Source organism: Sphingobacterium populi (assembly GCF_001586775.1).
In the GTDB taxonomy this organism is placed as follows: Bacteria; Bacteroidota; Bacteroidia; order Sphingobacteriales; family Sphingobacteriaceae; genus Sphingobacterium; species Sphingobacterium populi.
In genome coordinates this window covers 343,957-370,355 of record NZ_LQXS01000002.1, presented here as the reverse complement: position 1 = coordinate 370,355, position 26,399 = coordinate 343,957, and the positions used below count along the sequence as shown (strand labels likewise).

The 26,399-nt window shown below is 41.2% G+C and carries 31 protein-coding genes and 1 tRNA gene; 4 read left to right on the top strand and 28 right to left on the bottom strand.

Going from position 1 to position 26,399, the window contains the following annotated elements; all coding sequences use genetic code 11:
• Positions 1 to 170: 170 nt before the first annotated feature.
• The 22 genes from A0125_RS05920 to A0125_RS05815 all read right to left on the bottom strand — a co-directional run bounded on the left by A0125_RS05920 (position 171) and on the right by A0125_RS05815 (position 17,911).
• Positions 171 to 2,606 carry a TonB-dependent receptor gene (locus A0125_RS05920; protein WP_066753576.1) on the bottom strand — a complete coding sequence of 812 codons (2,436 nt, stop codon included), beginning with the start codon at positions 2,604 to 2,606 and terminating at the stop codon, positions 171 to 173.
• Positions 2,607 to 2,642: 36 nt separating this feature from the next.
• Entirely contained in the window at positions 2,643 to 3,161 is a 519-nt protein-coding gene (locus A0125_RS05915) for a GNAT family N-acetyltransferase (RefSeq protein WP_066753569.1), read from the bottom strand.
• Positions 3,151 to 3,930 carry an ABC transporter ATP-binding protein gene (locus A0125_RS05910; RefSeq protein ID WP_066753567.1) on the bottom strand — a complete coding sequence of 260 codons (780 nt, stop codon included), beginning with the start codon at positions 3,928 to 3,930 and terminating at the stop codon, positions 3,151 to 3,153. Before A0125_RS05910 ends, A0125_RS05915 begins: the two co-directional genes overlap by 11 nt.
• Complete coding sequence (locus A0125_RS05905; protein WP_231863140.1) at positions 3,930 to 4,898, bottom strand: FecCD family ABC transporter permease; 969 nt, start codon at positions 4,896 to 4,898, stop codon at positions 3,930 to 3,932. The genes A0125_RS05910 and A0125_RS05905 overlap by 1 nt, the downstream gene beginning before the upstream one ends.
• A gap of 43 nt (positions 4,899 to 4,941) precedes the next feature.
• A complete protein-coding gene (locus tag A0125_RS05900) occupies positions 4,942 to 5,961 on the bottom strand; it encodes an ABC transporter substrate-binding protein (RefSeq protein ID WP_082784954.1) in 1,020 nt (339 codons plus the stop codon).
• Positions 5,962 to 5,996: 35 nt separating this feature from the next.
• Entirely contained in the window at positions 5,997 to 6,434 is a 438-nt protein-coding gene (locus A0125_RS05895; protein ID WP_066753560.1) for an urease accessory protein UreE, read from the bottom strand.
• Positions 6,435 to 6,440: 6 nt separating this feature from the next.
• On the bottom strand, positions 6,441 to 6,824 hold the full coding sequence (gene hypB, locus A0125_RS15345; protein ID WP_066753559.1) for a hydrogenase nickel incorporation protein HypB: 384 nt from the start codon (positions 6,822 to 6,824) through the stop codon (positions 6,441 to 6,443).
• Positions 6,821 to 7,156 carry a GTP-binding protein gene (locus A0125_RS16360; RefSeq protein WP_066753556.1) on the bottom strand — a complete coding sequence of 112 codons (336 nt, stop codon included), beginning with the start codon at positions 7,154 to 7,156 and terminating at the stop codon, positions 6,821 to 6,823. Before A0125_RS16360 ends, hypB begins: the two co-directional genes overlap by 4 nt.
• Positions 7,153 to 7,503, bottom strand: a complete 351-nt coding sequence (locus A0125_RS05880) for a hydrogenase maturation nickel metallochaperone HypA/HybF (protein WP_066753553.1) — start codon at positions 7,501 to 7,503, stop codon at positions 7,153 to 7,155. The genes A0125_RS16360 and A0125_RS05880 overlap by 4 nt, the downstream gene beginning before the upstream one ends.
• A 20-nt stretch (positions 7,504 to 7,523) precedes the next feature.
• On the bottom strand, positions 7,524 to 8,444 hold the full coding sequence (locus A0125_RS05875; RefSeq protein WP_066753551.1) for an urease accessory protein UreD: 921 nt from the start codon (positions 8,442 to 8,444) through the stop codon (positions 7,524 to 7,526).
• Positions 8,445 to 8,454: 10 nt separating this feature from the next.
• Positions 8,455 to 9,066: an urease accessory protein UreG gene (gene ureG / locus A0125_RS05870; RefSeq protein WP_066753549.1), complete on the bottom strand. Its 612-nt coding sequence runs from the start codon at positions 9,064 to 9,066 to the stop codon at positions 8,455 to 8,457.
• An 8-nt stretch (positions 9,067 to 9,074) separates the two neighbouring features.
• On the bottom strand, positions 9,075 to 9,659 hold the full coding sequence (locus tag A0125_RS05865; RefSeq protein WP_231863139.1) for an urease accessory protein UreF: 585 nt from the start codon (positions 9,657 to 9,659) through the stop codon (positions 9,075 to 9,077).
• Between the two features lie 66 nt (positions 9,660 to 9,725).
• A complete protein-coding gene (locus A0125_RS05860; protein ID WP_066753547.1) occupies positions 9,726 to 10,256 on the bottom strand; it encodes an urease accessory protein UreE in 531 nt (176 codons plus the stop codon).
• Positions 10,256 to 12,109, bottom strand: coding sequence for an urease subunit alpha (gene ureC / locus A0125_RS05855; RefSeq protein ID WP_082784920.1), 1,854 nt, complete (start codon positions 12,107 to 12,109; stop codon positions 10,256 to 10,258). The genes A0125_RS05860 and ureC overlap by 1 nt, the downstream gene beginning before the upstream one ends.
• 19 nt (positions 12,110 to 12,128) lie before the next feature.
• Positions 12,129 to 12,500: an urease subunit beta gene (ureB, locus tag A0125_RS05850; protein WP_066753544.1), complete on the bottom strand. Its 372-nt coding sequence runs from the start codon at positions 12,498 to 12,500 to the stop codon at positions 12,129 to 12,131.
• A gap of 16 nt (positions 12,501 to 12,516) precedes the next feature.
• Positions 12,517 to 12,819: an urease subunit gamma gene (ureA, locus tag A0125_RS05845; protein WP_066753535.1), complete on the bottom strand. Its 303-nt coding sequence runs from the start codon at positions 12,817 to 12,819 to the stop codon at positions 12,517 to 12,519.
• Positions 12,820 to 12,858: 39 nt separating this feature from the next.
• The gene (locus tag A0125_RS05840; RefSeq protein ID WP_066753533.1) at positions 12,859 to 14,058 is read right to left on the bottom strand and encodes a porin; all 1,200 of its coding nucleotides are present in this window, start codon (positions 14,056 to 14,058) and stop codon (positions 12,859 to 12,861) included.
• A gap of 78 nt (positions 14,059 to 14,136) precedes the next feature.
• Positions 14,137 to 15,519: a sensor histidine kinase gene (locus A0125_RS05835; protein ID WP_066753531.1), complete on the bottom strand. Its 1,383-nt coding sequence runs from the start codon at positions 15,517 to 15,519 to the stop codon at positions 14,137 to 14,139.
• A complete protein-coding gene (locus tag A0125_RS05830) occupies positions 15,503 to 16,204 on the bottom strand; it encodes a response regulator transcription factor (RefSeq protein ID WP_197464804.1) in 702 nt (233 codons plus the stop codon). Before A0125_RS05830 ends, A0125_RS05835 begins: the two co-directional genes overlap by 17 nt.
• Positions 16,205 to 16,276: 72 nt before the next feature.
• Positions 16,277 to 16,960: a helix-turn-helix transcriptional regulator gene (locus tag A0125_RS05825; RefSeq protein WP_156472432.1), complete on the bottom strand. Its 684-nt coding sequence runs from the start codon at positions 16,958 to 16,960 to the stop codon at positions 16,277 to 16,279.
• A gap of 5 nt (positions 16,961 to 16,965) precedes the next feature.
• Positions 16,966 to 17,217 (bottom strand): YfgM family protein, encoded by a 252-nt coding sequence (locus A0125_RS05820; protein ID WP_066753523.1) that lies wholly within the window; start codon positions 17,215 to 17,217, stop codon positions 16,966 to 16,968.
• A gap of 16 nt (positions 17,218 to 17,233) precedes the next feature.
• Positions 17,234 to 17,911 (bottom strand): hypothetical protein, encoded by a 678-nt coding sequence (locus tag A0125_RS05815; RefSeq protein ID WP_156472431.1) that lies wholly within the window; start codon positions 17,909 to 17,911, stop codon positions 17,234 to 17,236.
• 335 nt (positions 17,912 to 18,246) lie between these two features.
• On the opposite strand from A0125_RS05815, the gene A0125_RS05810 reads away from it, so the two are divergent.
• Positions 18,247 to 18,753: a C40 family peptidase gene (locus A0125_RS05810; protein WP_197464803.1), complete on the top strand. Its 507-nt coding sequence runs from the start codon at positions 18,247 to 18,249 to the stop codon at positions 18,751 to 18,753.
• Positions 18,754 to 18,815: 62 nt separating this feature from the next.
• A complete protein-coding gene (locus A0125_RS05805) occupies positions 18,816 to 19,418 on the top strand; it encodes an HD domain-containing protein (protein ID WP_066753510.1) in 603 nt (200 codons plus the stop codon).
• Between the two features lie 3 nt (positions 19,419 to 19,421).
• On the opposite strand, the gene A0125_RS05800 is transcribed toward A0125_RS05805, so the two are convergent.
• From A0125_RS05800 to A0125_RS05795, 3 genes are all read right to left on the bottom strand, one after another.
• Positions 19,422 to 20,645 (bottom strand): MFS transporter, encoded by a 1,224-nt coding sequence (locus tag A0125_RS05800; RefSeq protein ID WP_066753501.1) that lies wholly within the window; start codon positions 20,643 to 20,645, stop codon positions 19,422 to 19,424.
• Positions 20,646 to 20,819: 174 nt separating this feature from the next.
• On the bottom strand, positions 20,820 to 21,077 hold the full coding sequence (locus A0125_RS16510; protein ID WP_317038801.1) for a hypothetical protein: 258 nt from the start codon (positions 21,075 to 21,077) through the stop codon (positions 20,820 to 20,822).
• Positions 21,020 to 22,246 (bottom strand): phytoene desaturase family protein, encoded by a 1,227-nt coding sequence (locus A0125_RS05795; protein ID WP_317038800.1) that lies wholly within the window; start codon positions 22,244 to 22,246, stop codon positions 21,020 to 21,022. The genes A0125_RS16510 and A0125_RS05795 overlap by 58 nt, the downstream gene beginning before the upstream one ends.
• Positions 22,247 to 22,726: 480 nt before the next feature.
• On the opposite strand from A0125_RS05795, the gene A0125_RS05790 reads away from it, so the two are divergent.
• Complete coding sequence (locus tag A0125_RS05790) at positions 22,727 to 23,587, top strand: sigma-70 family RNA polymerase sigma factor (RefSeq protein ID WP_066753499.1); 861 nt, start codon at positions 22,727 to 22,729, stop codon at positions 23,585 to 23,587.
• Positions 23,588 to 23,766: 179 nt separating this feature from the next.
• The gene (locus tag A0125_RS05785; protein ID WP_066753497.1) at positions 23,767 to 24,264 is read left to right on the top strand and encodes a ribonuclease H family protein; all 498 of its coding nucleotides are present in this window, start codon (positions 23,767 to 23,769) and stop codon (positions 24,262 to 24,264) included.
• A 212-nt stretch (positions 24,265 to 24,476) separates the two neighbouring features.
• On the opposite strand, the gene A0125_RS05780 is transcribed toward A0125_RS05785, so the two are convergent.
• From A0125_RS05780 to A0125_RS05770, 3 genes are all read right to left on the bottom strand, one after another.
• A tRNA-Leu gene (locus A0125_RS05780) sits at positions 24,477 to 24,558 on the bottom strand.
• Positions 24,559 to 24,749: 191 nt separating this feature from the next.
• Entirely contained in the window at positions 24,750 to 25,538 is a 789-nt protein-coding gene (locus tag A0125_RS05775; protein WP_066753495.1) for an L-fucose dehydrogenase, read from the bottom strand.
• A gap of 9 nt (positions 25,539 to 25,547) precedes the next feature.
• Complete coding sequence (locus A0125_RS05770; protein WP_066753492.1) at positions 25,548 to 26,375, bottom strand: amidohydrolase family protein; 828 nt, start codon at positions 26,373 to 26,375, stop codon at positions 25,548 to 25,550.
• Positions 26,376 to 26,399 lie beyond the last annotated feature (24 nt).

The following is a 26,399-nucleotide window of genomic DNA, read 5'->3' as shown; positions in this document are numbered from 1 at the left end:
AAATTCAAAATTTGTGCGGACAAATTATTTCTTAGCGATCAGCCTCAATAGCATCTCCGTGTAGGTATAAAGCAGGTGGGCTTATATTGGATATAAATACAGATCGTGGAATTTCTTACAGAAAATCCACGATCTCAACATGGTTGTTTTTAAAAAAGAGAATTTTGTTTTTACCAGTTGTATCCGATTGAAAACATGAAGTTTCTCGGTGTACCGACAAAGCCCCGAGTATAATCAAAGCCACCAAGATAGTAGTAGCGATCAAATATATTATTCATATTTAGGGAAACGCGCAATCGGTGAACGTGATAATACAACGCCGCATTAGCTACTGTATATGCTGGCCACTGATCCCAAATCATCGTCCCTGAATCGTCTGTACGTGCGGCATTATCCATCCGACGACGATCCACATAGTTTACACCAACGCCCATTCCTAAGCCTCGTAGCTTTGTTTCGGAAAACAAATATTTGAGCCAAGCTCCTGCCATGTTTCTGGGAGCGTTACTTAACGCTTGTCCTTCTTCGCCCACCAAGTTAGATGAACGTACTTCAGTATGGTTGAATGTATAATTGGCCATCACTTGAAACTCGCGACTCAGCTGCCCACGAAGATCCAACTCGACTCCCTGCGAAATTACATGGCCCGACTGTCTGTACACTGGAAATCCAGCGTCCGACTGAGCTCCAGTCGCTAACAGCATATTGTTTCTTGCAATATGGAAAACAGACAATTCAGTCTGCAATTGATTTTGAAAAAAACCGGCTTTAAAGCCGCTTTCTACTTGGTAACTATCTTCTGCCACGAATGGTCTGTCTGCACCATAATCGGTGTAATTATAAATAAAATCAGCACCTACCGGAATATATCCCTTTGAATAGCTTGCAAAATAATTGACTTGCGGATTGATGACAAAGGTTAAACCGGCTCTTGGCAACCAAACATTTTGTGCTGTCGAAAAGCTAGACTGCAAATCGGCACTGCTAGAACGGTAATATTCGTGGCGCAACCCTAGAATTAAATGCAAGCGATCTGCTATTGACACTTGATCTTGCAAATAAAAACCATAGCTATTGTACGGATTTAAAAATGGGAACGAGGGCTCGGGTAGAAACACGAGAGATGAAATATCATAAATCGGCCTAGTAGTAGCATTAAGATCAATCGTAAGCGGAACTTCGGTATCGCCTTCTCGACGAGAGCGTGCTTCCCTTAATACATTATTTTTATCCCCTGCATATTGCGCATAGTCCATTCCCAAAACAATATGATGAAGATGGCCTTGCGATCCCAAAGCATAGCGCAAATAACCCACTACGTTATCTGTATAATCAGTAGCTTGCTTAGACTGAAAGCGCATGTTCATGATGGTATTCTCTGGCGGATTGGCATACGTATTTAAAGTACGAAACTCATTGAGCTCTTCTTTATATATGGACTTCATATAACTAGCATGTAAAGAAAGAGCAGGTGTTATTTGTTGTGTCAACCTACCGGAAAAAGTTAGAAAGTTATTTCGCATGAAATCGGTAGGCTGATTCACATTAAAGGAGCGCGGCTGCCCGAAGAAATCATCATTTCGAATTCCCAAACCGCGATCCAGAAAGCCATCAAATTTATCGTATGTGACGTCGACATCTATTTGTGTTCCATCAATCGGTTTAAAAGTAAAAGACGGCGCAATTAAAATAGTCTTCCGACTATTGTTGTCGCGAAACGTTCGTGAATCTTCATGGGCAACATTGAGACGATACAAGATTCGTTTAGAAGAATCTAACCCACCACCAATATCCAACGTTGATCGAAAAGTTTGAAAACTACCCAACGAGAATGCAACGGCACCATGTCGCTCTTCCATCGGTTTTTTGGTAACCAGATTGATTGTACCACCAGGTGCAATATCACCAAAAAGCGAAGCTCCAGGACCTTTCAATACTTCGATACTTTCCAAATTTGCTGTCAACGGTGTGCGCCAAAAGCTGGTACCATATCCATAGCCTGAGCGCATCCCGTTTAATAACCTAAAGCCAGTAGCATAACCGCTGTTAAAACCACGAATAGTAAGATCATCGTAAGATGAAGCTTGGTTCACGCCTGCCAGATCTTGAACCATCTCTGTAATCACAAATGCTTGCCTATCCTCCATCAATTCCCTACTCACTAGAGATACAGATTGCGGTAGTTGTTTCAAAGCACCAGAAAACTTACCACCTAGCTCTGTTTGATTAATTAAATATGAATTATTACGCCTTCCCGTAACTGATATTTCTTCGACATTTACTTGATCCGTAAACAATTGTACAAACAGCCCTGTATTCGGATTCCAATTTTGTGCGTCCAGCGTGATTCTGCGAAACTGATAACCTACGAGGCTAAACTGTATCTCTACAGGCAGTTGAACAGGTTTCAAAAAGCGATAACTACCGTCAGCTTTCGTCTGAATGGCTGGCTGGTCATTTACGGAAACAATAACGCCCTGAAGAGGCTGTCCATTGGCTTGCATAACCTTACCGTGAAATCCAGAAATTGTCTGCGAGAATGAATCTGTGCTGAAGAGTATCAGCAGCATAGCGGCTATATGCCGGAGATTTTTAATAAGCCTCATGTTTTAAAAAGTAATTTTTTTAACCAAAGGTACAATTTAGCTTTCAATTTGCATAACCATATGAATGGTTTCTAGACCATCGTGCACAGACGAAATTAAGTTGTTAAAGCTTTGCTTTGCCCAAAAAACTTCTGCTCCAGGCAAAAAAGGATGCGTATGCATGTACAAATTTTGCACATCACGCTCGGCAGCAATGTCTTTCAAACATTGCACTAAATAACTGGCCAATCCCCGCCTTCGCCAGTGTGGTTCTACAAATAATTTGACAACCTCCGTAACGCTACTATCTCCAAAATTAAAATGATCGGTAAAACGGCCGTCGTATTTAAGCATGCCAATAGTTCCTATGATATTATCATTTGAATCTCTGGCTACTAGAAAAACACCATCTTTATCCTTGATATAAGTTTCTTCAAACGCGCACAAGTCGCGTGGTAGTACGTCATGGTCCAACATCGGGAAAAGATGTCGGCGCACGCTACGCACATAATCGACTACCTCGTCAATTTGCATTTTGCCGATCGAAACGATTGTTACATTGTCTTCAAAAATCATTTGAGGTAATCCGTGGGATAATAAGATTTCTATCACCATGTTTAACTGATGCAAGCGGCACCTGATAAGCTTCTTCAAGCGACTGATGAATTTCTAAAACTGATAATTGGCTCAGCGAACGTAGTTGCTGATTCTGCATTAAAAACAAGCGTTCACCATACAAAAATGCCAAATTTGGATCATGCATAATACAGATAATCGTTTTACCTTCTGAAGTAAGACGTTGTAAATTCTCCAAAACTTTTACTTGATAATGCAAATCCAAGTGATTAGTGGGTTCATCGAGCAGGATAATATCAGGATCTTGTACCATTACTCGACATAATAATACTAATTGACGCTCACCACCCGAAAGTTGTGTGTAAGGCCGATCTTTATATACCCAAAGATTAAATTGCTTTAGCACTGTTTCGACACGCTGTCTATCTTCCGCACGTGGTGCAAAATGAGTAAAAGAAGCTCTTCCAGTCATCACAACATCAAATACGGAAAACGGAAACGTGGTCTGGTGAAATTGGCTCATGAATCCAATGCGAACATCAGATGCACGTTGTCGCTTAATAGCTCTACGCTCGATGCCATTTATCTTAACACAGCCGTGATAGTCTTTTTGTACGCCTGCTAAAATCTGGAATAAGCTCGATTTTCCACTACCATTACGGCCCAAAATTACTGAGAATTCACCGCGCATAAATGTAGCATCGAGCTCCTTGAGGATCTGGAGCTTCCCATAACAGAATGACAACTTCTCGATGGTGATCAATTTCATCAGGCACTCCAATTTATAGCATTTTTACGCATCAGATAGATAAATAATGGCGTGCCCAGCATCATGGTAAATACGCCAACCGGAATTTCGAACGGTAGCAATGTTCTTGAGAAATCATCTATTAACAGTAAAAATGTGCCACCAATTAAGATGTTAGCCCACGTGCCCTGCGCGTTGCTTGGACCGACCAACATTCTGCTGATATGTGGCACAATTAATCCGAATAGACTGATCATGCCTACTGCTGCTACAGACGATGCCGTAATCATGGTGGCAGCACCAATCATGACCAATTTAATGATTTTGGGATCGACGCCCACTGCAATGGCTTCCTGTTCACCTAGCGAAAGTAAATCTAATTTCCACCGTAAAGCCAAGATAACTGCAATACCTAGTAAAATAGGTAGTACCGCTGTACGAACTTTTGCCCAAGAGGCTGTATGCAAATTACCCATCGTCCACTGTACGATGGACTGTAATTTATATGGATCACTAAGATATTGTAAGACGGTAAGAAATGCGGTAAAAACACCAGAGATGATCATTCCTGCCAACACCATAGTTACCAACGAGCCTCTGGATCCAGTGTACGAGACGAAATAAGTAATCACCACGGCAACCACTCCAAAAAGAAATGCGGACAAATTGAGTGGTATTAGGGAAATAAGCATAGACAAAGCTGCGCCGAACGCCGATCCAGAGGATATTCCTAATGAAAAAGGATCGACTATGGGATTACGAAATACAGCCTGCAAAACTCCACCTGCAACAGCTAGAGCCGCGCCCACCATAAATGTAAGTAATATCCTAGGTAATCGTACTTGCCAGAGAATTGTTTCTAAATTACGATCGCTCACCGAAATTTCTAATCCGAAAGCAGAGGCACAGCGTGCGTACATATGGTATAACAAATCCGTAATACTGACAAACCCTGTACTACCCAATGCTAAAGAAAATAATAATACCATAACAGGTATTATTATTAGTAAACATATCTTCCACGCTTGCATTTTATTCTATACTCATTTTCTTTTCATATAAGAAATCTACAATTTCTTGCAACGCATCCTTAAAATCTTGGTCAGTAGTGTAGTCTTGATATCCCCAATGCCGGAGCTGTTTTGCAAATAAAAGAAATTTTACGGTGTGCGGATCGAAGAAGAAAGTAGGTTCCATAGCAAAAACCTGTTTATTTACTACTGCAGGAAGCGCCGCCAACTCCGCTAGGCGGTACACGTCTTCCACATCAGAATTCCATAAGACGATCATATCTGGATTCCATTTGTAAATCGATTCTGCGCTTACATTTGGTGCTTCCATTTCTAAAGGGCAAGCATTTACTGCGCCAGCAACCTGAATAGCGAGATCCACCAACGAACCTCGACCTGACGTAGAAAATACTCGACCTTTGGACCAACCATAGTACACACTTTTTTTAACAGTTTCTACTTCACTTCCAATTTTTTCAATCGCATTATTAACATAATTGACGATATCTTCTGCTCGCTCTTTCTTTCCTATCAGTTTACCGACATTGATAAGTTCATCATAAATATGGGCTTTATCTTTGCTAGACACAACGAATACAGGAATATCTAAGCCTTCCAACTGCGCAATGGTCTCGATATCATACTCATAGACAATGGCTAGATCGGCCTGTAGGCTTATCACCTTTTCTACATGAGTCGATCTTCCTCCAAAAGTGGGCGTTGCAATCGATTTCTTAGCTATTCGCGGATCTAACTGCGATAAATAATAATACGAAGAGGAATTTTGATACACCTGCTGTGGTATTCCCACCAGTTTATCTCCTGCACCAAGCATATACATCTCATCAACAAATGGTTCAAACAGTACGACGACGCGTTCTGCATGGCGTGGCAATACAATTTCCACTCCTCGCGCATCGGTCGCACGTACTTGGCTAGCAGCTGCACCTGATTCTCCTTTTTGTGCACAGCCAACTGCCAGCGATATGATGACGCATAGTACTACAAAGAAATGTATTAAACCTACCTCTTTCACCGACATCCAACTTTTGTTTTTTATACTATTGCTTGCCATTCTTAGAATTGCTGTAAGGCTTGATTTGGTATAAGTTTTCTATTTTCTAAACGAATATTCACGCCATATTTTGCAGACAGAGCTTCGTAAAGTCGTGCGTCATATGCTACTCCAAATGTATTATGTTCGACATAAAATACGGGAAGATGCCGATTTCCTACGTCGTAACAGAAATCTCCTATGGTATCCGCATCATTGCTGGTTAATACCATGCAAGGACATGCGAGCGTACTGATGCTGATATACATATCATCATTACTATAGATCACTTGGCCATCATTCAGGTATTTGTGAAGGCGGCGCTGCAAGCAAACTTCAGTTCCTTGTACCGTATTGCGCTTTATGAGTGATCTCCCTGCCTCGAACCATTCGATGCAGAGCTGTTCTTCGCGCAAATGCGTCAAATCGATGTCCAGCTGTTCATCTGTTATTTGTAGCATAGTTTTTTAAGAAACTGAAGCTGCTGATTTTTTGGCATTCACTTTCTCTTGCAACCAATCACACCATTGATCCAAACCATCTCCTTTCAGACTACTGATGGAGATCACTTCGAGATTTGGATTTACTTCGCGCGCATCTTTGGTTACTGCATCTACTGAAAAGGGCACATATGGTAGTAAATCTGCCTTCGAGACGACCATCATTTCACTAGTTAAAAACATACGTGGATATTTTTTTGGCTTATCGTCTCCTTCTGTCGCAGCCAATAGTGTTACGCGATAATCTTCTCCTAAGTCAAATGCTGCAGGGCATACCAAGTTTCCTACGTTCTCTATGAATAGTAGATCAACATTATCCAAATTGATGTGATCTAGTGCTTGTAAAATCATTTGGCTTCTATGTGGCACATACCGCCAGTGACAATTTGTAAAGCGTTGATTCCGACTTCACGCATTCGTACTGCATCACGTTCTGTTTCTGGATCACCCACCAAAACGGCGATATTGATTTTTTTGCCTAATCGTTTACCCGTTTCTTGCATAAGCGTTGTTTTGCCGCTACCTGGTGACGAACAAATATTGATTACACAGATGTCACTCAATCGCTCGCGGATAGCTTTGGCCACAAAATCATTAGCTTTCAGCAAGTTAAGCGAAGTATTCTCACATTGTACAGAGCCTACTGGCATCTGGTTGCTCTTCGGGCTAATTGTATTACTCATATAGCATCTTTTTTAAATATAACCTGACTAATTCTCAACTCTTCTCCTTGTATTATTTGGCTAGATGGTGTACCACAATGACATACAAAACGATGGAAGAGCACTTCAAATGCTTCTTTGCAGTTCGTGCAAAAAGCATGTATTGATAATACTTTCACCTCCAACTCTACATCCGCAAACTGCGGATGATCAATTACGTAGGCTTCAAAAGCATTTTGAATCAATATGGGCTGGATATTACTAAGTAATCCGGCCTCTAATTGGATTTTCACTATTAATTTGTAGCGATCTGGATACTCCTGCTGCAGCGTGTCGAAGATTTCTTCTACTATCCCTGTTTCATGCATATTGATTACTGTCTTACTAACTACGCTGCATTAGATCTCTTTTGCCTTTTTCTTGCTACGACCGATTTCTTTTTTGTGGAAGACAGCGTTTCGTCGATAACTTCACTTTCTTCATCAGCTTTATTCTGTGTATTTTCTTCTGCTACTATCGAAGCTTGCCGGTGTTGAGTGTACTCCCAGCACATTTGCCCCAACATAGATAGAAAATTGTATAACAATTCGCCATTATCACCTAGTGCACGCAATAGAATAGTATCTTCACCAGCATCTGTAAATCCGAAGGATATATCTTCGTATTCGCCAGCTAGAATCTCGTCCATCTCTTGTTTCATACCTGCGGCATAAGGGCTAGAATAAATAAAAGTAGCCTGATGCGTATAGCCTTCAAAAAATAGCATATCGGATACTGGCTGCTCTGCAGATTTGAGACATTGGTTATCGGTAAAAATTAGCTTATTATCCCTAAACAATGTGGTACGCATATGTACTTTATTGAATAAAAAAGCTTCGTTCATGTAAATTCTTCCTGCAGCCAATATGTCACCCCAAATCAATGTCGAGGAAGCTTCCATCTCGATTTTATTTTCTGCCTTGAAAATCGAACCTTTAAACGGCGTTATCGGATGCGGAACATAATGCAATATACAGTTTTCGTTTAAATTAACAAAAGTATCTTGAAATGAACCTGTTTTTGCCGGATGCACTTTGTTGAACGACTGAGTATGCAGCTTCATATGAGCTCCTGCCTTCATATCGACATTGATCGTTAGCCGGTCTCCGTCCATGATACCAGGTGAGGCGCTCATAATGATCATTTCTAAATGTGCCTGAGCACGAGGTGCTCCGTAATGCGTAAGTTTATAAGGGGCATTATGAAAGCTTTCCTTTAACACGCTATACTTTTCGTCCCGTTCTACATTAATATTGATCCTGCTCTCCATCAATTGGTTTTTAGTTTTCTAATAAAGCATTTTTTTTGATCCAGCTTTTTACATCTTCGAGGCCTTGCAGTGTCATTAGATTCGTGAAAATGAATGGTCGATCTCCACGCATCCGTTTGGTGTCGCTTTCCATGATCGAAAGATCGGCATGTACGTACGGAGCTAAATCTATTTTATTAATGAGCAAAAGATCTGACCGCGTTATTCCAGGACCTCCTTTACGAGGAATTTTTTCGCCCTCGGCTACGTCAATAACGAAAATGGTCAGATCGGCCAGATCCGGACTAAATGTAGCTGTAAGATTATCTCCTCCACTTTCTACAAAAACAATTTCTGTATCGGGAAAACGGGATACTAATTCTTCAACTGCTTCGATATTCATAGAGGCATCTTCGCGAATAGCCGTATGTGGGCACCCGCCAGTCTCTACGCCAGCAATTCGTTCTGCAGGTAGTGTTGAGTTTTTTTGTAGAAATTGCGCGTCTTCGCGTGTATAAATATCATTAGTGACCACACAGATGCTGTAATCTGTAGCCATCTGACGAGTTAATCGCTCGATTAGCGCTGTTTTGCCAGAGCCCACAGGTCCTGCAACGCCTATTTTCACATATTTTCTTTCCATACTATTTTCTATGATATATAGATTCGGGTATATAATTTTTCATGCTGCATACAGCGCATATCTTGCGCTACACAACAATTGCCAAGCATATCTTCATCCATATCTGCTTGGCTGTTTACTAATTCCTGAATTAATCCTTGCAAGTCGAACAATATTTGTTGACCGTCCATCTGACTAATAGGTACCAACTTGGCACAATTCGTAACGATACCATTTAGCGTGTTATAATAAAACGCACTCAGCGCATCCTCATACGAGATGCCTTGCGAATGTGCATACATCGCAAAAGCAATTGGATAATGCCCTCCGGCCTCACCAGTTTGTATGGCCTCGAAATAACTTTTGCAACGACGCACGGCGCCAAAGCCATCCACCACTTTCAGAAAGCGTATTGCTAACTTTTTGCTAGCCTGACGGATTTCATAAGGCGATTTGAACGAACTAATTAATCGATCTAGAGAAAGCATTTTGACTTTAGAAAACTTACCGTCGCACAACTGCCAGGCTTTGGTAAAAAATGCGGCATCATTATAATACATATTGTACCGCAACATCCTTTTCGCATAGGTTTTCGTGGTAGCACTGTTATGCACTATTCCTTTATGGATATAAGTTTCCAAACCATATGAGTGCGTAAAGCTCCTATCGGAAATACGGAATCATTGATTTGTAGCAAGGTCAATAATGGATTCATTTACGTTTTTTGATAAGGTTACTTTAAACTTTGTTTTACGTGTCCACTGATGTATTTTCAGGGTTTTTAATTGCTCCAGTACAGCTTCCCGTTGCTCCACGATATAGCCTTGTTTTTGAAATCGATGATGGAGCGGGGCTTCATACGCTACCACAATCTGATCTGCTGATTGAATTGCAATAGGCACGTGCCTATTGCCAATATCAAAACAAATTTTGGCCATCTCCAAGCTATTTCTTGGTTTAATGAACAGACAGGGACAAGGCACCACACGTACTACGACACAGAAATCATGCTGTACGTACAGCACATCCCCAGTCTTCAGCGGTTTAGATTGGTTATTTTTAAAACCGATCTCGCGCCCAGCAACGGTAGTCCTACGCAATACACCCTTATCTAAATCGAACCAATCTAACTCAAGATAATCCTTTTCCAAATCTTGCAAAAGGTACGTTTCCGTATGTGTATTGCCTAAAACCTCTGTCGCCAAAATCATTAAAACAGGAAATATCGCTGTGCCATTGGCAACTCAGCCAGTGGTTCACAGGTTGCTAGAACTCCGTCTACAGTTACATCATATGTTTCTGGATCGACCACAATGTTTGGGGTCGCATCGTTATGAACCATATCCTTTTTCATAACCGTACGACATCCTTCTACAGGAAGACTTTTACGGGCAAGACCAAGCGAGGCAATTGTACCATTATCGATAGATACTTTGGATACAAAATTGAAACAAATATTGCTCATCGCCTTTCCATAATTTCCAAACATCTGACGGTAAAGTACAGGCTGAGGCATCGGAATTGATCCATTAGCATCTCCCATTTTTGCTGCCAAAATCATCCCACCTTTGATAATCATTTCGGGTTTTACGCCAAACATTTCGGGCTTCCAAAGAACTAAATCAGCATGTTTGCCGACTTCTATCGAGCCGACATATTTATCAATACCATGCGCCTTGGCTGGGTTAATTGTGTATTTTGAAATGTATCGTTTTACACGGTAATTGTCATTACCTGTACCTTTATCTTTATCTAAAGGTCCTCGCTGGATTTTCATTTTGTGAGCCGTTTGAAAAGTACGCGAAATTACCTCGCCCACTCGGCCCATTGCCTGACTATCAGAACTCATAATCGAGAATACACCCATATCTTGAAGAATATCTTCTGCAGCGATGGATTGAGGACGAATACGAGAATCAGCAAAGTCGACATCTTCTTTTACACTCTTATCTAAGTGATGTACTACCATCAACATATCCAAATGTTCATCGACCGTATTCACGGTGAAAGGTTTGGTCGGATTGGTTGACGCAGGGAGGATGTTTGGATACATCGCAATTTTTATAATGTCTGGCGCGTGTCCTCCTCCTGCTCCTTCAGTATGGAAAGTATGAATTACTCGGCCATCTATTGCTGCAACAGTATCTTCTAAAAAGCCCGCCTCATTAAGTGTATCAGTATGGATAGCAACCTGTACATCGTACTTATCCGCAACTTTTAGTGCAGCATCGATTGTTGCTGGTGTAGCGCCCCAATCTTCGTGAATCTTTACGCCCAAAGCTCCAGCTTCAATTTGCTCTTCTATTGGACGTGTCGTCGACACATTTCCTTTACCAAAAATACCGACATTAATAGGCAAAGTTTCAAAGGCTTCTAGCATCTTGTGTATATGCCACTTGCCCGGAGTTACGGTTGTCGCATTTGAACCATCAGCTGGTCCAGTACCACCGCCGATAAAGGTGGTAACACCGCTATACAAGGCGGTTTCGATTTGTGTAGGACTAATAAAATGAATATGCGTATCAATACCACCAGCAGTTAGAATCATACCAGCGCCGCCATGTACTTCTGTAGAAGCGCCAATGATCATACCTGGAGTTATTCCGTCTTGTGTATCTGGATTCCCGGCTTTTCCTACACCGACAATTTTACCATCTTTGATACCCACATCGGCCTTTACTATACCCCAATGATCAATAACAATGACGTTATTAATACAAAAATCAAGTACATCCTCATCTCTCAATGCGCGGGCCGATTGTCCCATACCATCGCGGATCGTCTTGCCACCACCGAATTTATTTTCTTCTCCGTAGATGGCGTAATCTTTTTCAATCTCAATCAACAACTCGGTATCGGCCAATCGTACTCGGTCTCCCGTTGTTGGGCCAAATAACGAGGCATATCTATCTCGCGGAATATACAACTCGCCGTCCTCATAACGGATTGATGCTTTATCCAAGCCAAGTTTTTCTAATCCTAAAGCATTTAACTTTGTGGTAGCAATGCTGGCAGATGCAAGTCCTACAATCTTAATCCAGTCTCTTCTATTCCATTCACCCATAGTATACGAATTTTTGGTGTTACTGTGTTGATTTATACTTCTGTTTTTTCATTTTACCGACTCCGGCTTTTTTCACCTTTTCGTCGGTGTACTTACCATTGGTAAGACTATTGAAACCAAATATTTCGCGATTTCCACCCATTTCGACCAAGATGACATCTTTCTTTTCTCCTGGTTCAAAACGGATCGCAGTACTTGCTGGGATGTTAAGCCGCATACCAAACGCTTTTTCGCGATCGAAATCCAAGGCCTTGTTTACCTCAAAAAAATGATAATGCGATCCCACTTGAATCGGGCGATCACCTGTATTTGCTACAGCAATAGTCGTGGTGCGGTAGCCAACGTTGGCTTTGATCTCTGCCGCTTGTAAAAAATATTCTCCAGGTACCATATGTATCTTTTTTATGTTATCGAATAGGATCGTGTACAGTTACCAGCTTGGTGCCGTCAGGAAAGGTAACTTCAATTTGTACGTCGTGAATCATCTCTGGCACACCTTCCATCACCTGCTTACGTTTTAATAGTTTGGTGCCCCATTCCATTAATTCGGCTACGGTTTTTCCATCGCGCGCCTTCTCCATAAGCTCTGCACTGATGTAGGCTATACTTTCTGGATAATTGAGTTTCACCCCACGCTTTAGGCGCTTCGCTGCGAGCTCTCCCGCCATATGCAGCATCAACTTTTCAGTTTCTCTTGGTGTTAATTGCATCGTATATATGTATTAGATAAAAACCTGTGTGACCATTTATTAGTAAATCGGAATGGTAAAATACCCTCCTACAGCAATTCGACTAAATTGAACGGGATCTAAATTTAAGCGATCAGCATAAGTGACATTATTGCCAATGTATCCTAGATAAAAACGTAAATCCTGATTAGGAAAAGGTTTGTGTTGCAGCGCGGCAAAATAGGTGTAGTTGGTACGAAAATCTTTGCCAAAAGTATCATCATCACCGCTACCCGCCGTTTCAATAGCACCTTTCAATGCCAACTCCCATTTATCCGTGAGAAATTGATCATAGCGCAAGACAGCAGATTTGTACACAATATTTTGAGCAAGCTGACGAGCTGCCCCAGTATAAGAATAAAAGTCATTGATGGCATTTGAAGCAATAAGTGCATGATCCACACCCAAGTGAGAATATTGTAGATCTAAATAAACCATCTGCCTATCCGTCAAAAACTTATTAGCTAACGAAATAGCTTGTGTTGGTTTACCTTCAGCAAATTGTGCTAAATTATATGACCACTTGGTATGAAAACGTTGATCTGCAAAAGCACCTATCCACGTCAAATAACCACCAATTGGCGCTTTAGCCCGCCGAAGATCACCGGCAACAAAACCATTGTTGGCCAAATGTGTGTCAAACGTATTGTTGACCGTATTGTACATTTGCACATGAAAGCTGTGATCGGCATTAAGATCATATGATAGCTTGCCACCGACAACGAAAAGATTCAAAATTCTGTCGACGTAATCTGTAAAAAGGAATTCGTAAATTGGATTGTTCTGAAACTCGTACGAACCTACCATGGCACTTTGTTTACCCAAGGTAACTGCCCAGTCGTTGTTTTTGCCAAACTTATACTTCATGAAAGCAAAATCTAATGCTTGTGATGAATTATCTAAACCAGATTGGCTGAATGAGCGATTGAGTCTAAAACGAATATTGTAGGATAATCGATCGTTGTAATCGCCATGAAATAGAATCCGGGCTTCCTCCAAGTTAAAGCGCGCTAATGCATCTTCCCTTCCTAGATTGTCCGCGTCAAAAGCGGAGCGCATCAGGAAATCAAAATTGAACAATTGAGATCGATCGTTTTCTCGTGCGGCGGTTGTATCTACCTGATTGAGGCCTAATTTGGGAATCAATGCCTCACGATCATCCTGTGCCCAAACAGGTAATGCCAAAATGCTAATAAAGAAAAGTGCTAAAAGGTGCTTCATTATGGAATGTAAAGTACGCGTGTTAGCAAGTATACTTTACACTCCTAAGAATGTGGTAAGAACAAGATTAAAATAGTCTTAGAGTTTATTTAATTTAGGCAGCACCACGCTGACATGTGTACCTTTTCCTTCCACAGAATGTATAAACAGGTTTCCGTCGTGCAGATCTATAATATTTTTCGCTAATAAAAGACCTAATCCCGTTCCTTGGATGTTACGAACATTACTTGCTCGAAAGAAGGAATCGTAGACATAATCTTTCTCACTTGATGGAATGCCTACTCCATAGTCTTTTATGTCTATCACAAATTCTGTTGGTTGACTTTGGAGCGAGATGATTACATCTGCCTCTTTTCCATATTTGCAGGCGTTGGACACAATATTACTAAGGGCGATAAATAATAAATTTTCGTTCCCGAAAACTTCTAACATTTCCCCTACTTCCGGCGTAGTTGCTAAATCCAAATAGATGGAAGGATGGCCGCTCGCTTTACTTTCCGAGCTCAGTACGCGAAACAACACTTCATCTAACCGTACATTTGAATAATCTTTTTTGCTATCCTCCAAACCTGACCGTGCTATCATCAATAGATTATTAATCATGGTGATGATTTGATCCGTCTCATTGATGATACGCAATAAAGATTGCATTGAATCTTTATTTAGCCCTGGCACTTGTACAGCAAGCTCGGCTTCACCTTTTATGATCGTTAGCGGCGTTCTAAATGAATGCGAGGCATTTGCCACAAAGCTTTTCTGCGAGTTTACGGATACTTCTAGACGTTCGATCATTTGGTTAAAACTTTCTATTAATCTAGCTATCTCATCATACGCCTTATTTGGGCTGGCTATTCTTAGGTGTAGATTTGTGATACTGATTTTATTGATTTCTTGATTAATGGTAGCAATAGGTTTAATGATATGCCGGGCAAATAAATAAGAGATTAGCGCAACAATCAGCATACATACGCCTGCGGCATTTAATAATGTACGATCTAAATTAACTTGCTCAGCTAATCCATAATTATCTCTGCCAGAAGAAATGACAATCAAATTTTTGTCGGCATCGGGATCGGAAAAGTACAATGCAAAATAGGCGGTATCTCGATCCATATACTGCGCTTTGCCGTCTGTAATTACATCGCGATAGAAATGAGTAGGCAATGGCAAATCAGGCTTTGCAACCACGTCCGAAAAACGCTTATCAACTCGAATAATGTAGTCTTTACCAGCAGACAATTGCCGGAGATAGGTGCGCATTATCTCGTAATAAATTTCATTAATATGCTCTGCTTCTTCAATCGTATGCTTGCCTACGATTTGAGCATTCTCTTCTAGTCGATGAAAAAATTTAGTACGCAAGCTATCGCGTGTGAAATACGATATATATACCGCAAAACCTGCGATAAGCACCCAACAAATGAGATTAAATAGTACTATAATCTTAGTTTGTAGCTTCATCGGGGTCTTTTAAGATATATCCCATGCCTACCTTTGTGTGCAATAGCTTTTTATCAAAACCTTTATCAATCTTGTTGCGCAGATAATTGATATACACATCGACGACATTGGTACTAAGATTAAATTCCATATGCCATACATTTTCAAGAATATCCATACGAGATACTACACGTTTGGCATTGCGTATCAGATACTCTAGTAACCGAAATTCGGTGGCTGTTAACGCGATTGGATTTCCGGCACGCTTCGCACTTTTACTATCCAAATCCAGGTGCAAATCGGCTAATGATAAAGTGTTTGGCTGTAGTTTTTCTTTACTATCTGTTTTCTTTCTCAGGAAGCGACTGACTCGTGCTTTGAGCTCCGTCATGTTAAATGGTTTGGTCAGATAATCATCTGCGTCATTCTCAAATCCATCTACGATATCTTCTGGCTGATCGAGGGCTGAAAGTATTAGCACCGGAACTTGGCGACCGTGTTCGCGAATTTGTTTACAAACCTTGAGGCCATCCATACCAGGAAGCATAATATCCAAGATGATGAGATCGTAAACATTAGAGAGCGCCATATCAAGACCAGATGTTCCGGATAGTGCAACTGATATATTGAAATTTGGATCTGCCAGACCACGACGAACTAGCGATACGACGGCGGTATCATCTTCAATTAAAAGAATTTCCATCATTACTAATTCAGTTTTGCTTTTTGATATTGCGACATCATGCTAGTTGGCAGCGATAATTCCAAATATATTAAATTATTGAGTAGAATACTGCTCGGCGGCTAGATTTGTATGGATCTGGAAGCAATCATCATAAGCTAATCCATATTTCTTGCGAAGTCGGTGTTTTGCTTTACGAATAGATTCTTGACCAACTCCCAGCAAATTCGCCATTTCATGGTTGCTGACGCCAATTTTCTGTAGCAGTACGATGCGTAATTGCGATTCTGTTATGCCTACCAAGTGTTGTATCACATGATCGTAAAATTCGCGATACTCGGCGAAAAATACGCGTTTGAAACGTGACCAATTATCCTCACTCATCAAATGTTCTGACAGTAAATCTTGCAGTTTTTCACGCTGTGCTACGTGGATGCTTGTAGTAGCACTTTCTAGCTTGCTTACCTCTTCTTTGAGATGATCTATTGCCGCATTACGCTCTTCGATAAACTTTCTATAGGATTTAATCGTTTGCTGCACCTGTGCGTATCGGTCTTCAGATTTGTATTTGGCTAAAGATATCGTAGCGATTTTACTTTCGAAAACGGCATGCTGCAAACGTAGTGTTCGTACTTTGGATATGCGCAATAACACCGTTAATAGCAGCAGTAAGGTGCAGATCACCAATAAAGCTATACCTATTAGATTTGATTTTTGCAACTTGGTTTCCTGCGCTTTTTTGTTCCATTCTGCTTGCTCGCGCAAAAGAATTAGCTTCACATTTTTCACGGCGTCGGAGCATCGGTATATTTGAGCTGTTCTTCTACCAGACGTAGTTGTTTGTACAGGTCAAGCAGTGCATCATGGTTGTTTATACTTTCAAACAATTGCAATTTGAGCAACAAAATATCTCGCTGAAAACCTAAAAGATTATCTTTATCAGCGGCAAAACTTTCTGCTTTTAATAATAGCGATTTTGCCTCATCCCAGCGCTGCATATCTAGGTACAATGTACTGAGTCGTATCTGCGCAAACATGGCATTACGTTTATCTTCATGTTGCTCTGATAATGCAATATCTTCCAATAAAAGTTGTTCTGCGGCCGCATATTCCCTGTTTTTTTTCTATGACTGCGAGCTCACCCAACACCTTCGCATAGCGAATGGGATCGTACGTTTTTGCACTAGCTTTGGCTTTTATAAAATACTCTTTTGCTTTGATAGTATCATTCAGTAACAGGTATTCGTATCCCAAACTGTATTCAATAACTGCCGTATCTTTTTCAGCGATGTGCTGCGCCAATAGCGCTTGCTCCAAATTTTGTATTGCTAATTGATGGTCACCAACATTGCCATAGAAATATGCATTTTTGATAAGACAGTCAACAGGATCTAACTCGATTGTAGTATGTGATTCTGCTAAATATTTTGAAGTTTCCAAAAAATAGGGCAAAGCCCGCTCGAGATGGGTATGACGATAATAGTAAAAACCTATTTGAGATTTGACCCAAACGGTTAAACTGGCATATCCAAGTTTTGACGCCAGAGAATCTGCCTGTTTGAGCACTTGTTCTGTACTTGGCTGAATCTGCATCTGATAGTTGGCATTTAATTGCTCACTTCGCACCATTTTCACGATATCAAGCATGGCGTTTTCTCTCGAATTTGCCGGCTTGATCACTGATAAGGCTGCGTCTGATCGTTCGTTATCAGCTCCAGATCTTTCGTGCATAAGTGCGCTATTGATCTGGTTTATTATTTTATTACTGATTGGCTCAGTGCAGGCACCGGATAGGGTTAAAAGTAATAATAGAATTAACAATTTAGGCAATCGCATGGTATTGGACTTGAGCTTGCGAAGATACTCAAATTAATTAGCCCAATCATACAGGATCTAACATTGTCATCTTTTAGCTTTGCTACGCTACGGGAACGCGCTAAATTCTTAGCAAGCACACTTAACCACCTCGTGATTAACGTTTTATAGAACTAAAGTGATGCAATTAGGTCATTTTCCGTAGCTTTGCCCAAATGAAAGTAGCACATCTTATTACTATTTCTTGCTTGATGGGTTTATTTTTTGAATATCATCAACCGTGGACCACAAAAAATAGAACAAAACCCTCGCTGATCACGTCTCAGAATGCGGCTATTTTGGAAACGAAAGAATCCAATCGCTCAGCAGAAGACGATCTGATTGTATTTGCTAGAAAATTTTTGGGTGTCAAGTATCAATACGGACAAGCAGATCCAAAACGTGGTTTTGATTGCTCCGGCTTCGTTTACTTTGTTTTTAAGGAATTTGGAATCAGCTTACCCAGAAGTTCATCTGGCATGGGGCAAGCCGGAGCAGATATTTCTCTGGAAGAAGCAAAAGCGGGCGACATCATCTTATTTACGGGCACCAATCCTGCCAATCGCCGTATTGGGCATGTCGGCATTGTCCTGACCAACACGGATAGTCAAGGTTTACGATTTATACACGCTAGCTCTGGCAAAGCGCAAGCCGTGACCGAAACGAATCTAGAAGGTAGCTATCAAAGAAGATTTATGAAAATTGTGCGTGTTCTTTAGCGCAAATTCAAAAGCACGTAAAGCATTCTCCTGCTATTTATTTCTATTATACTCGTAATTTCATGACACCAGATAACTTAACCAAACAGCTAGCATTTATCAAAGAGATCGATAAATTAAAATACGTACAACGCAGAACAAAGCTATTCAATAGTGATCGTTGCGAGAATAGCGCAGAGCACAGTTGGCATTTAGCCGTGATGGCTATCGTACTCGCCGAGCATGCCAATGAGCCGATAAACATATTGAAGGTGATCAAGATGGTGCTTGTGCACGATGTCGTAGAAATCGATGCGGGTGATACCTTCATCTACGATACAGAGAAAAATCATGAAAATACGGAAGAAGAGCGCCTGGGAGCACAGCGAATTTTTGGATTACTGCCAGAAAATACTGCCGCAGAATTACTAGAAATTTGGGAAGAATTTGAAGCTGGAAAAACGCCAGAAGCCAAGTTTGCACGAGCGATGGATCGCCTAGAACCATTATTACAAAACAGCTCAAATAATGGTGGAACGTGGAAAGAGCCAGGCGTGCACTACGACAAAGTATTTGCCAAAAAAAGCGTAATCAAAGAAGGTGCTAAGACGCTATGGACTTATGCGAAAACTTTAATAGAAGATGGCGTAAAAAAAGGCTTTTTAAGAAAAAACCCAGCAGAATAATTTTTATTCTTCCACGTAGTCAAGATCTTTCCCAAAGCTTTCTTTTAATTGATTAAGAGCTAATAGGGCTATGACGACTGTCATTGCCCCGATCACCATGGCTCCTTCCAAAATACCAATTTTATCTTTAAAATATTGAAAACCTAGCGTAATGGCTACTAATGAACCACGCACAAAATTAGGAACCGTCGTCGTGACCGTAGCCCGTAGATTTGTACCGAATTGCTCTGCTGCTATGGTGACAAATGTTGCCCAATAGCCCGATGCAAAACCCAATAGCAAACTAAGCATAATAAACCCCTCTGGCGTGAGCCCAAAAGAATTAAGGTAAATGCCAACTACGACGGTAGTAAGAATAATGAAGCTCAACATCACTTTTTTACGAGATTGTAAAACTTGAGCCAGTAAACCCGCCACCACATCGCCAATAGAAATACCAATGTAGCAGTACATAATGCCCTTTCCAGCATCAATTATTCCTGTAGCATTCAATGCTCTTCCGAATTCGGGCGAAAAGGTAATAAGTACACCTACAACATACCACAAAGGTAAACCTATCAAAATACAGCACATATATTTTTTAAATCGGGACCAATTGTTGAAAAGCATGAGCAGATTTCCACGTTGAACATTTTTATCTGTAGCCTCTTTGAACATGCCAGATTCCACCAAACCAATACGCAATGTGAGCAACAATAAGCCCATGCCCCCGCCAATGAAATAACTCGTTTGCCAAGTGTAGCGAGCACTAATTAAAGCAGCCATCACTGCTCCTAACAAACCCACAGAAGCTACAATCATAGTTCCATAGCCTCTATATTTTTTACTCATTGTTTCTGTCACCAGCGTTATCCCGGCACCTAATTCTCCTGCCAAGCCTACTCCACCAATAAATCGAATGACCGCATATTGATCCACATTGGTCACAAAACCATTTGCAATATTGGCAAGCGAATAGGTAATAATAGAACCAAACAAAACGCTCAACCTGCCCTTTTTATCGCCTAGCACACCCCACAAAATTCCGCCAACAAGCATACCAAACATCTGACTATTAATGATCATCGCTCCTACACGCAACATATCATCTTCAGAAACTCCCAAATCTGAAAGACTTTTTATTCGCACTACTGAAAAAAGTATTAGATCGTATATATCGACAAAATATCCTAGCGAGGCTACCAGTACGATAAGTACAGTGTTTTTGCGGTTAAGTGGCGCATTCATGAATAATTGACTTAGATTATAATTTAGTAAAACTACATTTTTTTAACTACAAATTTTCAAATGATTTTTTTTAGAAGTCATTTGAATGCTTAATAGGGCTTGCTCTACCAACCATAAAAATTCAACTTATGTGGGATCAAGCATATAGTTAAATGAATACCCTACGGTAAGTAATTACAAATTAATCCCATAATGATCTGCAAGCGCAGTTTTTGCAGCATGATAGCCAGACATGCCATGCACACCACCACCTGGTGGGGTTGAGGATGAGCAGATGTACACATTATTCATTGATGTCCGATATGGTGTTAGCGAACGCACAGGTCTGGTATACAGTTGGAAAACATCCATAATTCCACCATTAATATCTCCCCCTACATAATTCGGATTGTAGGCCTCCAATTGTGCTGGAAGATAAGTGTGTCTTGCCAATATCGTGTCTCTAAACCGGGCGCAAATCTTTCGACTTGCGCTTCTATCTCTTCGGTATAATCTTCTGGAGAACCATTCGGCACATGACAATAGGCCCAACCCGTATGCTTACCATCTGGAGCGCGTTGCTTATCAAATGCACTTTGCTGTGTAAAGAGCACAAAAGGTTTATCTACTTTTTTTCCGTAGTGGCTTGCTTTTTCACTTGCCGCAATTTCTGCATAGGTATTTCCCAAATGAACCGTAGCAGCTTCTTGACAACGTATATCTCGAAAAGGTGTTTTTTCAGAAAGTGCCCAATCAATTTTAAAAACGCCCATGCCCTGCCGGAATCGTTGTAGCTGACGAACATATCCTGCCGAAAAGTTTAGTCCTTTCAATTCTAACAACTGTTTTGGAGTCAGATCAAGAATTAGGAGTTTATACGAAGGTAGCGAGGCCGTATCTGTTACCCAACTTCCGGTTTGCAAATGTCCGCCTAAAGATTGATAATAGCTCAATAAAGCATTGGCAATAGCTTGCGAACCACCAATAGGCACTGGCCACCCATATTTGTTACCTACAGCAGACAGCACCATGGCGATGGCCGAAGTCGTCCAATTACTCAAAGGTTGAATGCCGTGCGCTGCCATCCCTGCCCAAAGCGCAGCAGCTTGATCGGTTTGAAAACGTTGCGCCGTCCAGCTCGCGGGTTGCAGCGCATGTAGACCAAATTCGACTAGTTTCCATGGTTTTTCTGGAAATCGTAGTGGCCCCATAATCGCTCTTGCCAATAATTCCCAATCTGCTACGATTGGCTCGATCAGACTTTGATAACGTTGGCCATCTGCGCCCAAAGCGGCAATTGTATCAGACAGATTATTATGTAAAAAAGCAGTAGTACCATTATCCAAAGGATGCGCTACCGCGTACTTAGGCGTAAGAAATTTGAGACCGTGTGCCCCTAATGGCAACGAGTTAAAGAAAGGCGAAGCCATGGCCATAGGATGTATCGCAGAGCATACATCGTGCTTAAAACCTGGTAATGTTAGTTCTTTCGTACGCATTCCGCCACCGATCTGTTGATCGCCTTCGATTAAGAGCGTACTGAGTCCTCGCTGCTGCAATGTAATAGCAGCAGCAAGCCCATTCGGACCAGAACCTACAATAATAGCTTCGTACCTACTCATCCTATAATTCTACCTCAAAAATCAAGATATAAAGAAATATCCAGAAACCCCGTCTCTACATGCGGTAACGAATCCGTCTGGAAAAGCTTCAACACAAAAAATTCGACATGCTACTAAGATCAATTTCTAGAAAGACCTGCCTAAGTACCGCACCTGGTGCACAAAAAGCAAACTGTCATATTAAAAACATAATCTTAAATGCGCATCGCACCGCTTAGTACAAATTCTCACCATACCACAATTATTGGGAGAAAGTATAAAATGCAGTGAAATAGCTATGTGCGAGAGATTGTTTCATTCAAACAATATAAACGCCTGCATTTACAAAATTTGGAACAATTTTTGACGATGTAATTGTTTACTAAACCTTTTCTAATCTCCTCATTCTGAATACGTATAATATCGGTATATTGGCAAATATTACGGTTATTTTTCGTATTTTTGCAAACATTTCATTAAGGAAGGCATTTAATATAGTAGATGAGACAGCTTAAAATTACACAATCCATTACCAACCGTGAATCTCAATCGTTAGATAAGTATCTTCACGAAATTGGTAAAGTAGACTTAATTACTGCGGAAGAAGAAGTAATCTTAGCGCAACGTATCCGAGAGGGTGATCAAGTAGCGCTAGAAAAACTTACCAAAACGAATCTACGGTTTGTCGTCTCTGTCGCCAAGCAATATCAGAATCAAGGTTTAACATTAGGTGACTTGATTAACGAAGGTAACTTAGGCCTAATTAAGGCGGCAAAGCGGTTCGACGAAACTAAAGGATTTAAGTTTATTTCTTACGCGGTATGGTGGATTCGCCAATCTATATTACAAGCCATCGCTGAGCAGTCAAGAATCGTTCGTTTGCCTTTGAACCAGGTCGGTTCTTTGAGTAAAATTAGTAAAGCTTTTTCTAAGCTTGAACAAGAATACGAACGCGAACCTTCTCCTGAAGAATTGGCAGATATCCTAGAAACCACAGTAGATAAAGTATCTGATACATTAAGTAATTCAGGTAGACATGTTTCGATGGACGCTCCATTTGTACAAGGGGAAGAAAACACATTGTTAGATGTGTTAGAGAACAAAGATCCGGATACGGATAGCTCTCTAATCGACGAATCATTATCCGAAGAGATCAAACGTTCATTAGCTACATTAACCGAGCGTGAGCGCGAAATTATCGTGTTGTTTTTCGGATTAGGATCCAATCACCAATTATCTTTAGAAGAGATCGGTGAAAAATTCAGCTTGACACGCGAGCGTGTAAGACAGATTAAGGACAAAGCATTGCAACGTTTGCGCCACACTTCCAGAAGTAGAATTCTGAAGTCGTACTTAGGCTAGAAAAGCATTCTTGCATCATATTGGACATGAAAACGTAGATGCGTAGCCATAAGCTACGCATTTTTTATTGCCACCATCATTAGCGGGTCTTTCTTTGACCGCTATACAGCCGAAACTGCGACGCAAAACGCAGCGCAGCCACTACATACAGCGTTACAAAAACCCGTATATTTGAAAACATGATTGAATTATACACAGACGGTGCTTCTAGCGGAAACCCAGGCCCCGGCGGATATGGCACTATTTTAAGAACAGTCTACAAAGGCGATAACGAACAATTGTACGGAAAGCTGATCGAAAAGGAATATTCTGGAGGTTTTCGCAAGACGACCAACAATCGTATGGAATTGCTTGCCGTTATCATAGGGTTGGAGGCACTGAAATCTATCAATCAACAAGTTACAATTTATTCGGATTCAAAGTACGTCATCGACGCCATCGATAAGAAATGGGTTTATGGTTGGATACAGAAAGGATTCGTAGGAAAGAAAAATAAAGATCTTTGGATGCGTTTGATGCAGCTCTACAAATTACACCAAATAAGATTGGTGTGGGTAAAAGGGCACGCAGGGCATCCGCTCAATGAACGCTGCGATCGCTTAGCTGTTGCTGCATCCAAGAATAAAGCCGAATGGAAGATCGATCACATCTTCGAGGCCGAAGCTGCGAAGGTTTAGCAAAAAGAAAGTCTTGTCCTCTCGGACAAGACTTCCCACATTTAAAACATATAATCAATCACTACCCTACTTATTATCTTACTTACTACCTACACTGTGTATAGATAGAGTAGAAAAAGGGCATAACGTTTAATCTAGCTTTTGTTAAAAGATGTTAAGCATCTCAAGTGAAAAGGAAAAAGCCTGACAGTGTAATCACTGTCAGGCTTTTGTACCCAGAGCCGGGATCGAACCGGCATGGATTGCTCCACTGGTGTTTGAGACCAGCGCGTCTACCAATTCCGCCATCTGGGCATCTCTGGTTACTTCCTTTGTTTGAAGTGATGCAAATATAGGGACTCCAACTTGATTTGCAAAATGAAATCATCATCTATAACCAAAGCGACTGATTTATAGCGTATTTATTTTCAACTCGATTGTAGTTCAGTCATCACCTGCTACCATTATCCGCAAACAGCGCAACAAAATACGCCATAGAGCGATTACTATTCTCTAACGAGTGATCGGTCTAAATGTACATATCCGCCATCTACGTGGATTAATTGTCCTGTGGTATGGCTTGATTTATTTGACAGCAGGAATACGCACATATCCGCTATTTCGTCTGCAGTAGTCATACGATTGCCCAACGGAATACGATCTGTAATTTTTTTCAAAGTTTCGGTCGGATTATCCAGCGTTTGAATCCAACGATCGTATTGCGGTGTCGCCGCTTCCGCCACTATAATCGCATTTACACGAATCTGAAAGGGCAACAATTCTACAGCCCACTCGCGTGTAAGCGCATTGCGACCACCATTTGCTGCCGCATATGCCGATGTTTCGCCTTGTCCCGTCTCCGCTGTCTTTGAGCTGATATTAATGATTGCTCCTTTAGATGCTTTTAAGGCATCTAAAGCATGGTGGGCCATTAGGTAGTAGTGCACCAGATTTTTGTGTAACGAAGACACAAAAGCGTCGTAATTACCTGATGCCAATCCTACTCCATCATTTACACCTGCATTGTTTACCAGTCCATCAATTCGCCCATATTGCGCTATCGTTTGCTGCACCGCACGTTCGCACGCGGCAGGATCCGACAACTCCGCTTCTATGGCCAATGCTTCTGCTCCCAATGCTTGTACTTCGTGTACCACCAATTGATTGTCGCTAGCACTTCGGCCTACGATGACAGGAATGGCACCTTCCTTCGCTAAAGACAATACGATGCCTCTGCCAATACCTTTCGCACCACCGGTAACTATAATTACTTTATTTTTTAAATGTAAATCCATTTTTATGCATTAAAATTTATAAACTCTTCGTGCATTTTCGCCCCAAAAAGCTGCCATTTCTTCCGGTGTAAAATCACCAATTCTACTCGACATAATCTCTTTGTTCTCTTTATAGCTGGCTGCGATCAGGCATACTGGCCAATCAGATCCAAATAGTATCCTATCCTTCCCAAAGCGATTTATCACATGATCAATGTACGGTGCAAAATCTGTCAGCGTCCAGTTATCCCAGTCTGCTTCTGTCGCTAAACCAGAAATTTTACACACCACATTGGGATTTTTGGCGAGATCGACAATGAAGCTGGCCCAGCTTTCAGCCTCGCCAGATTTGATATTTGGCTTAGCCATATGATCTAGCACAAACTGTTGATCTGGATGTTGCTGTACGCAAGCCAAAGTAGATGCAAAATGCCGCGGGCGAATCAGCAGATCATACGTGTAGTTGTATTTCGTCAAAGCGCTCATGGATCTTTGCACGGCATCACGCATTAAAAAATCAGGATCAGCCTCAGCTTCGACCACATGACGAAAACCTTTTATGATTGGCATTTCACTGAAACGCGCTAAATGCTCCTCCACATCATCGGCTGTCAGATCGACCCATCCTACTACGCCTTTTATCATACGATACATGGTAGATAAATCGACCAAGAACTGCGTTTCTTCCAGCGTACAGGATGCTTGGACGGCGATTACGCCATCCATTTTATTGGCATGCAATTCGGCTCGCAGATCGGTCGGCATAAAATCACGCTGAATTGCGCTCATTTCTTCTGTTATCCAACTGTCGCGCTCCGCGTTATAAATCCAAAAATGTTGATGTGCATCTATCTTCATGCGTGTTTTGATTTAGTCAAAGGG

Coding starts and splice junctions, on each gene's coding strand:
- A0125_RS05920 (WP_066753576.1), bottom strand. CDS start 2,606: ATGAGGCTTATTAAAAATCTCCGGCATATAGCCGCTATGCTGCTGATA.
- A0125_RS05915 (WP_066753569.1), bottom strand. CDS start 3,161: ATGATTTTTGAAGACAATGTAACAATCGTTTCGATCGGCAAAATGCAA.
- A0125_RS05910 (WP_066753567.1), bottom strand. CDS start 3,930: ATGAAATTGATCACCATCGAGAAGTTGTCATTCTGTTATGGGAAGCTC.
- A0125_RS05905 (WP_231863140.1), bottom strand. CDS start 4,898: ATGGTATTATTATTTTCTTTAGCATTGGGTAGTACAGGGTTTGTCAGT.
- A0125_RS05900 (WP_082784954.1), bottom strand. CDS start 5,961: ATGTCGGTGAAAGAGGTAGGTTTAATACATTTCTTTGTAGTACTATGC.
- A0125_RS05895 (WP_066753560.1), bottom strand. CDS start 6,434: ATGCTACAAATAACAGATGAACAGCTGGACATCGATTTGACGCATTTG.
- hypB (WP_066753559.1), bottom strand. CDS start 6,824: ATGATTTTACAAGCACTAGATCACATCAATTTGGATAATGTTGATCTA.
- A0125_RS16360 (WP_066753556.1), bottom strand. CDS start 7,156: ATGAGTAATACAATTAGCCCGAAGAGCAACCAGATGCCAGTAGGCTCT.
- A0125_RS05880 (WP_066753553.1), bottom strand. CDS start 7,503: ATGCATGAAACAGGGATAGTAGAAGAAATCTTCGACACGCTGCAGCAG.
- A0125_RS05875 (WP_066753551.1), bottom strand. CDS start 8,444: ATGGAGAGCAGGATCAATATTAATGTAGAACGGGACGAAAAGTATAGC.
- ureG (WP_066753549.1), bottom strand. CDS start 9,066: ATGGAAAGAAAATATGTGAAAATAGGCGTTGCAGGACCTGTGGGCTCT.
- A0125_RS05860 (WP_066753547.1), bottom strand. CDS start 10,256: ATGATTTTGGCGACAGAGGTTTTAGGCAATACACATACGGAAACGTAC.
- ureC (WP_082784920.1), bottom strand. CDS start 12,109: ATGGGTGAATGGAATAGAAGAGACTGGATTAAGATTGTAGGACTTGCA.
- ureB (WP_066753544.1), bottom strand. CDS start 12,500: ATGGTACCTGGAGAATATTTTTTACAAGCGGCAGAGATCAAAGCCAAC.
- ureA (WP_066753535.1), bottom strand. CDS start 12,819: ATGCAATTAACACCAAGAGAAACTGAAAAGTTGATGCTGCATATGGCG.
- A0125_RS05840 (WP_066753533.1), bottom strand. CDS start 14,058: ATGAAGCACCTTTTAGCACTTTTCTTTATTAGCATTTTGGCATTACCT.
- A0125_RS05835 (WP_066753531.1), bottom strand. CDS start 15,519: ATGAAGCTACAAACTAAGATTATAGTACTATTTAATCTCATTTGTTGG.
- A0125_RS05830 (WP_197464804.1), bottom strand. CDS start 16,204: ATGATGGAAATTCTTTTAATTGAAGATGATACCGCCGTCGTATCGCTA.
- A0125_RS05820 (WP_066753523.1), bottom strand. CDS start 17,217: ATGTTTGCGCAGATACGACTCAGTACATTGTACCTAGATATGCAGCGC.
- A0125_RS05815 (WP_156472431.1), bottom strand. CDS start 17,911: ATGCACGAAAGATCTGGAGCTGATAACGAACGATCAGACGCAGCCTTA.
- A0125_RS05810 (WP_197464803.1), top strand. CDS start 18,247: ATGGGTTTATTTTTTGAATATCATCAACCGTGGACCACAAAAAATAGA.
- A0125_RS05805 (WP_066753510.1), top strand. CDS start 18,816: ATGACACCAGATAACTTAACCAAACAGCTAGCATTTATCAAAGAGATC.
- A0125_RS05800 (WP_066753501.1), bottom strand. CDS start 20,645: ATGAATGCGCCACTTAACCGCAAAAACACTGTACTTATCGTACTGGTA.
- A0125_RS05795 (WP_317038800.1), bottom strand. CDS start 22,246: ATGAGTAGGTACGAAGCTATTATTGTAGGTTCTGGTCCGAATGGGCTT.
- A0125_RS05790 (WP_066753499.1), top strand. CDS start 22,727: ATGAGACAGCTTAAAATTACACAATCCATTACCAACCGTGAATCTCAA.
- A0125_RS05785 (WP_066753497.1), top strand. CDS start 23,767: ATGATTGAATTATACACAGACGGTGCTTCTAGCGGAAACCCAGGCCCC.
- A0125_RS05775 (WP_066753495.1), bottom strand. CDS start 25,538: ATGGATTTACATTTAAAAAATAAAGTAATTATAGTTACCGGTGGTGCG.
- A0125_RS05770 (WP_066753492.1), bottom strand. CDS start 26,375: ATGAAGATAGATGCACATCAACATTTTTGGATTTATAACGCGGAGCGC.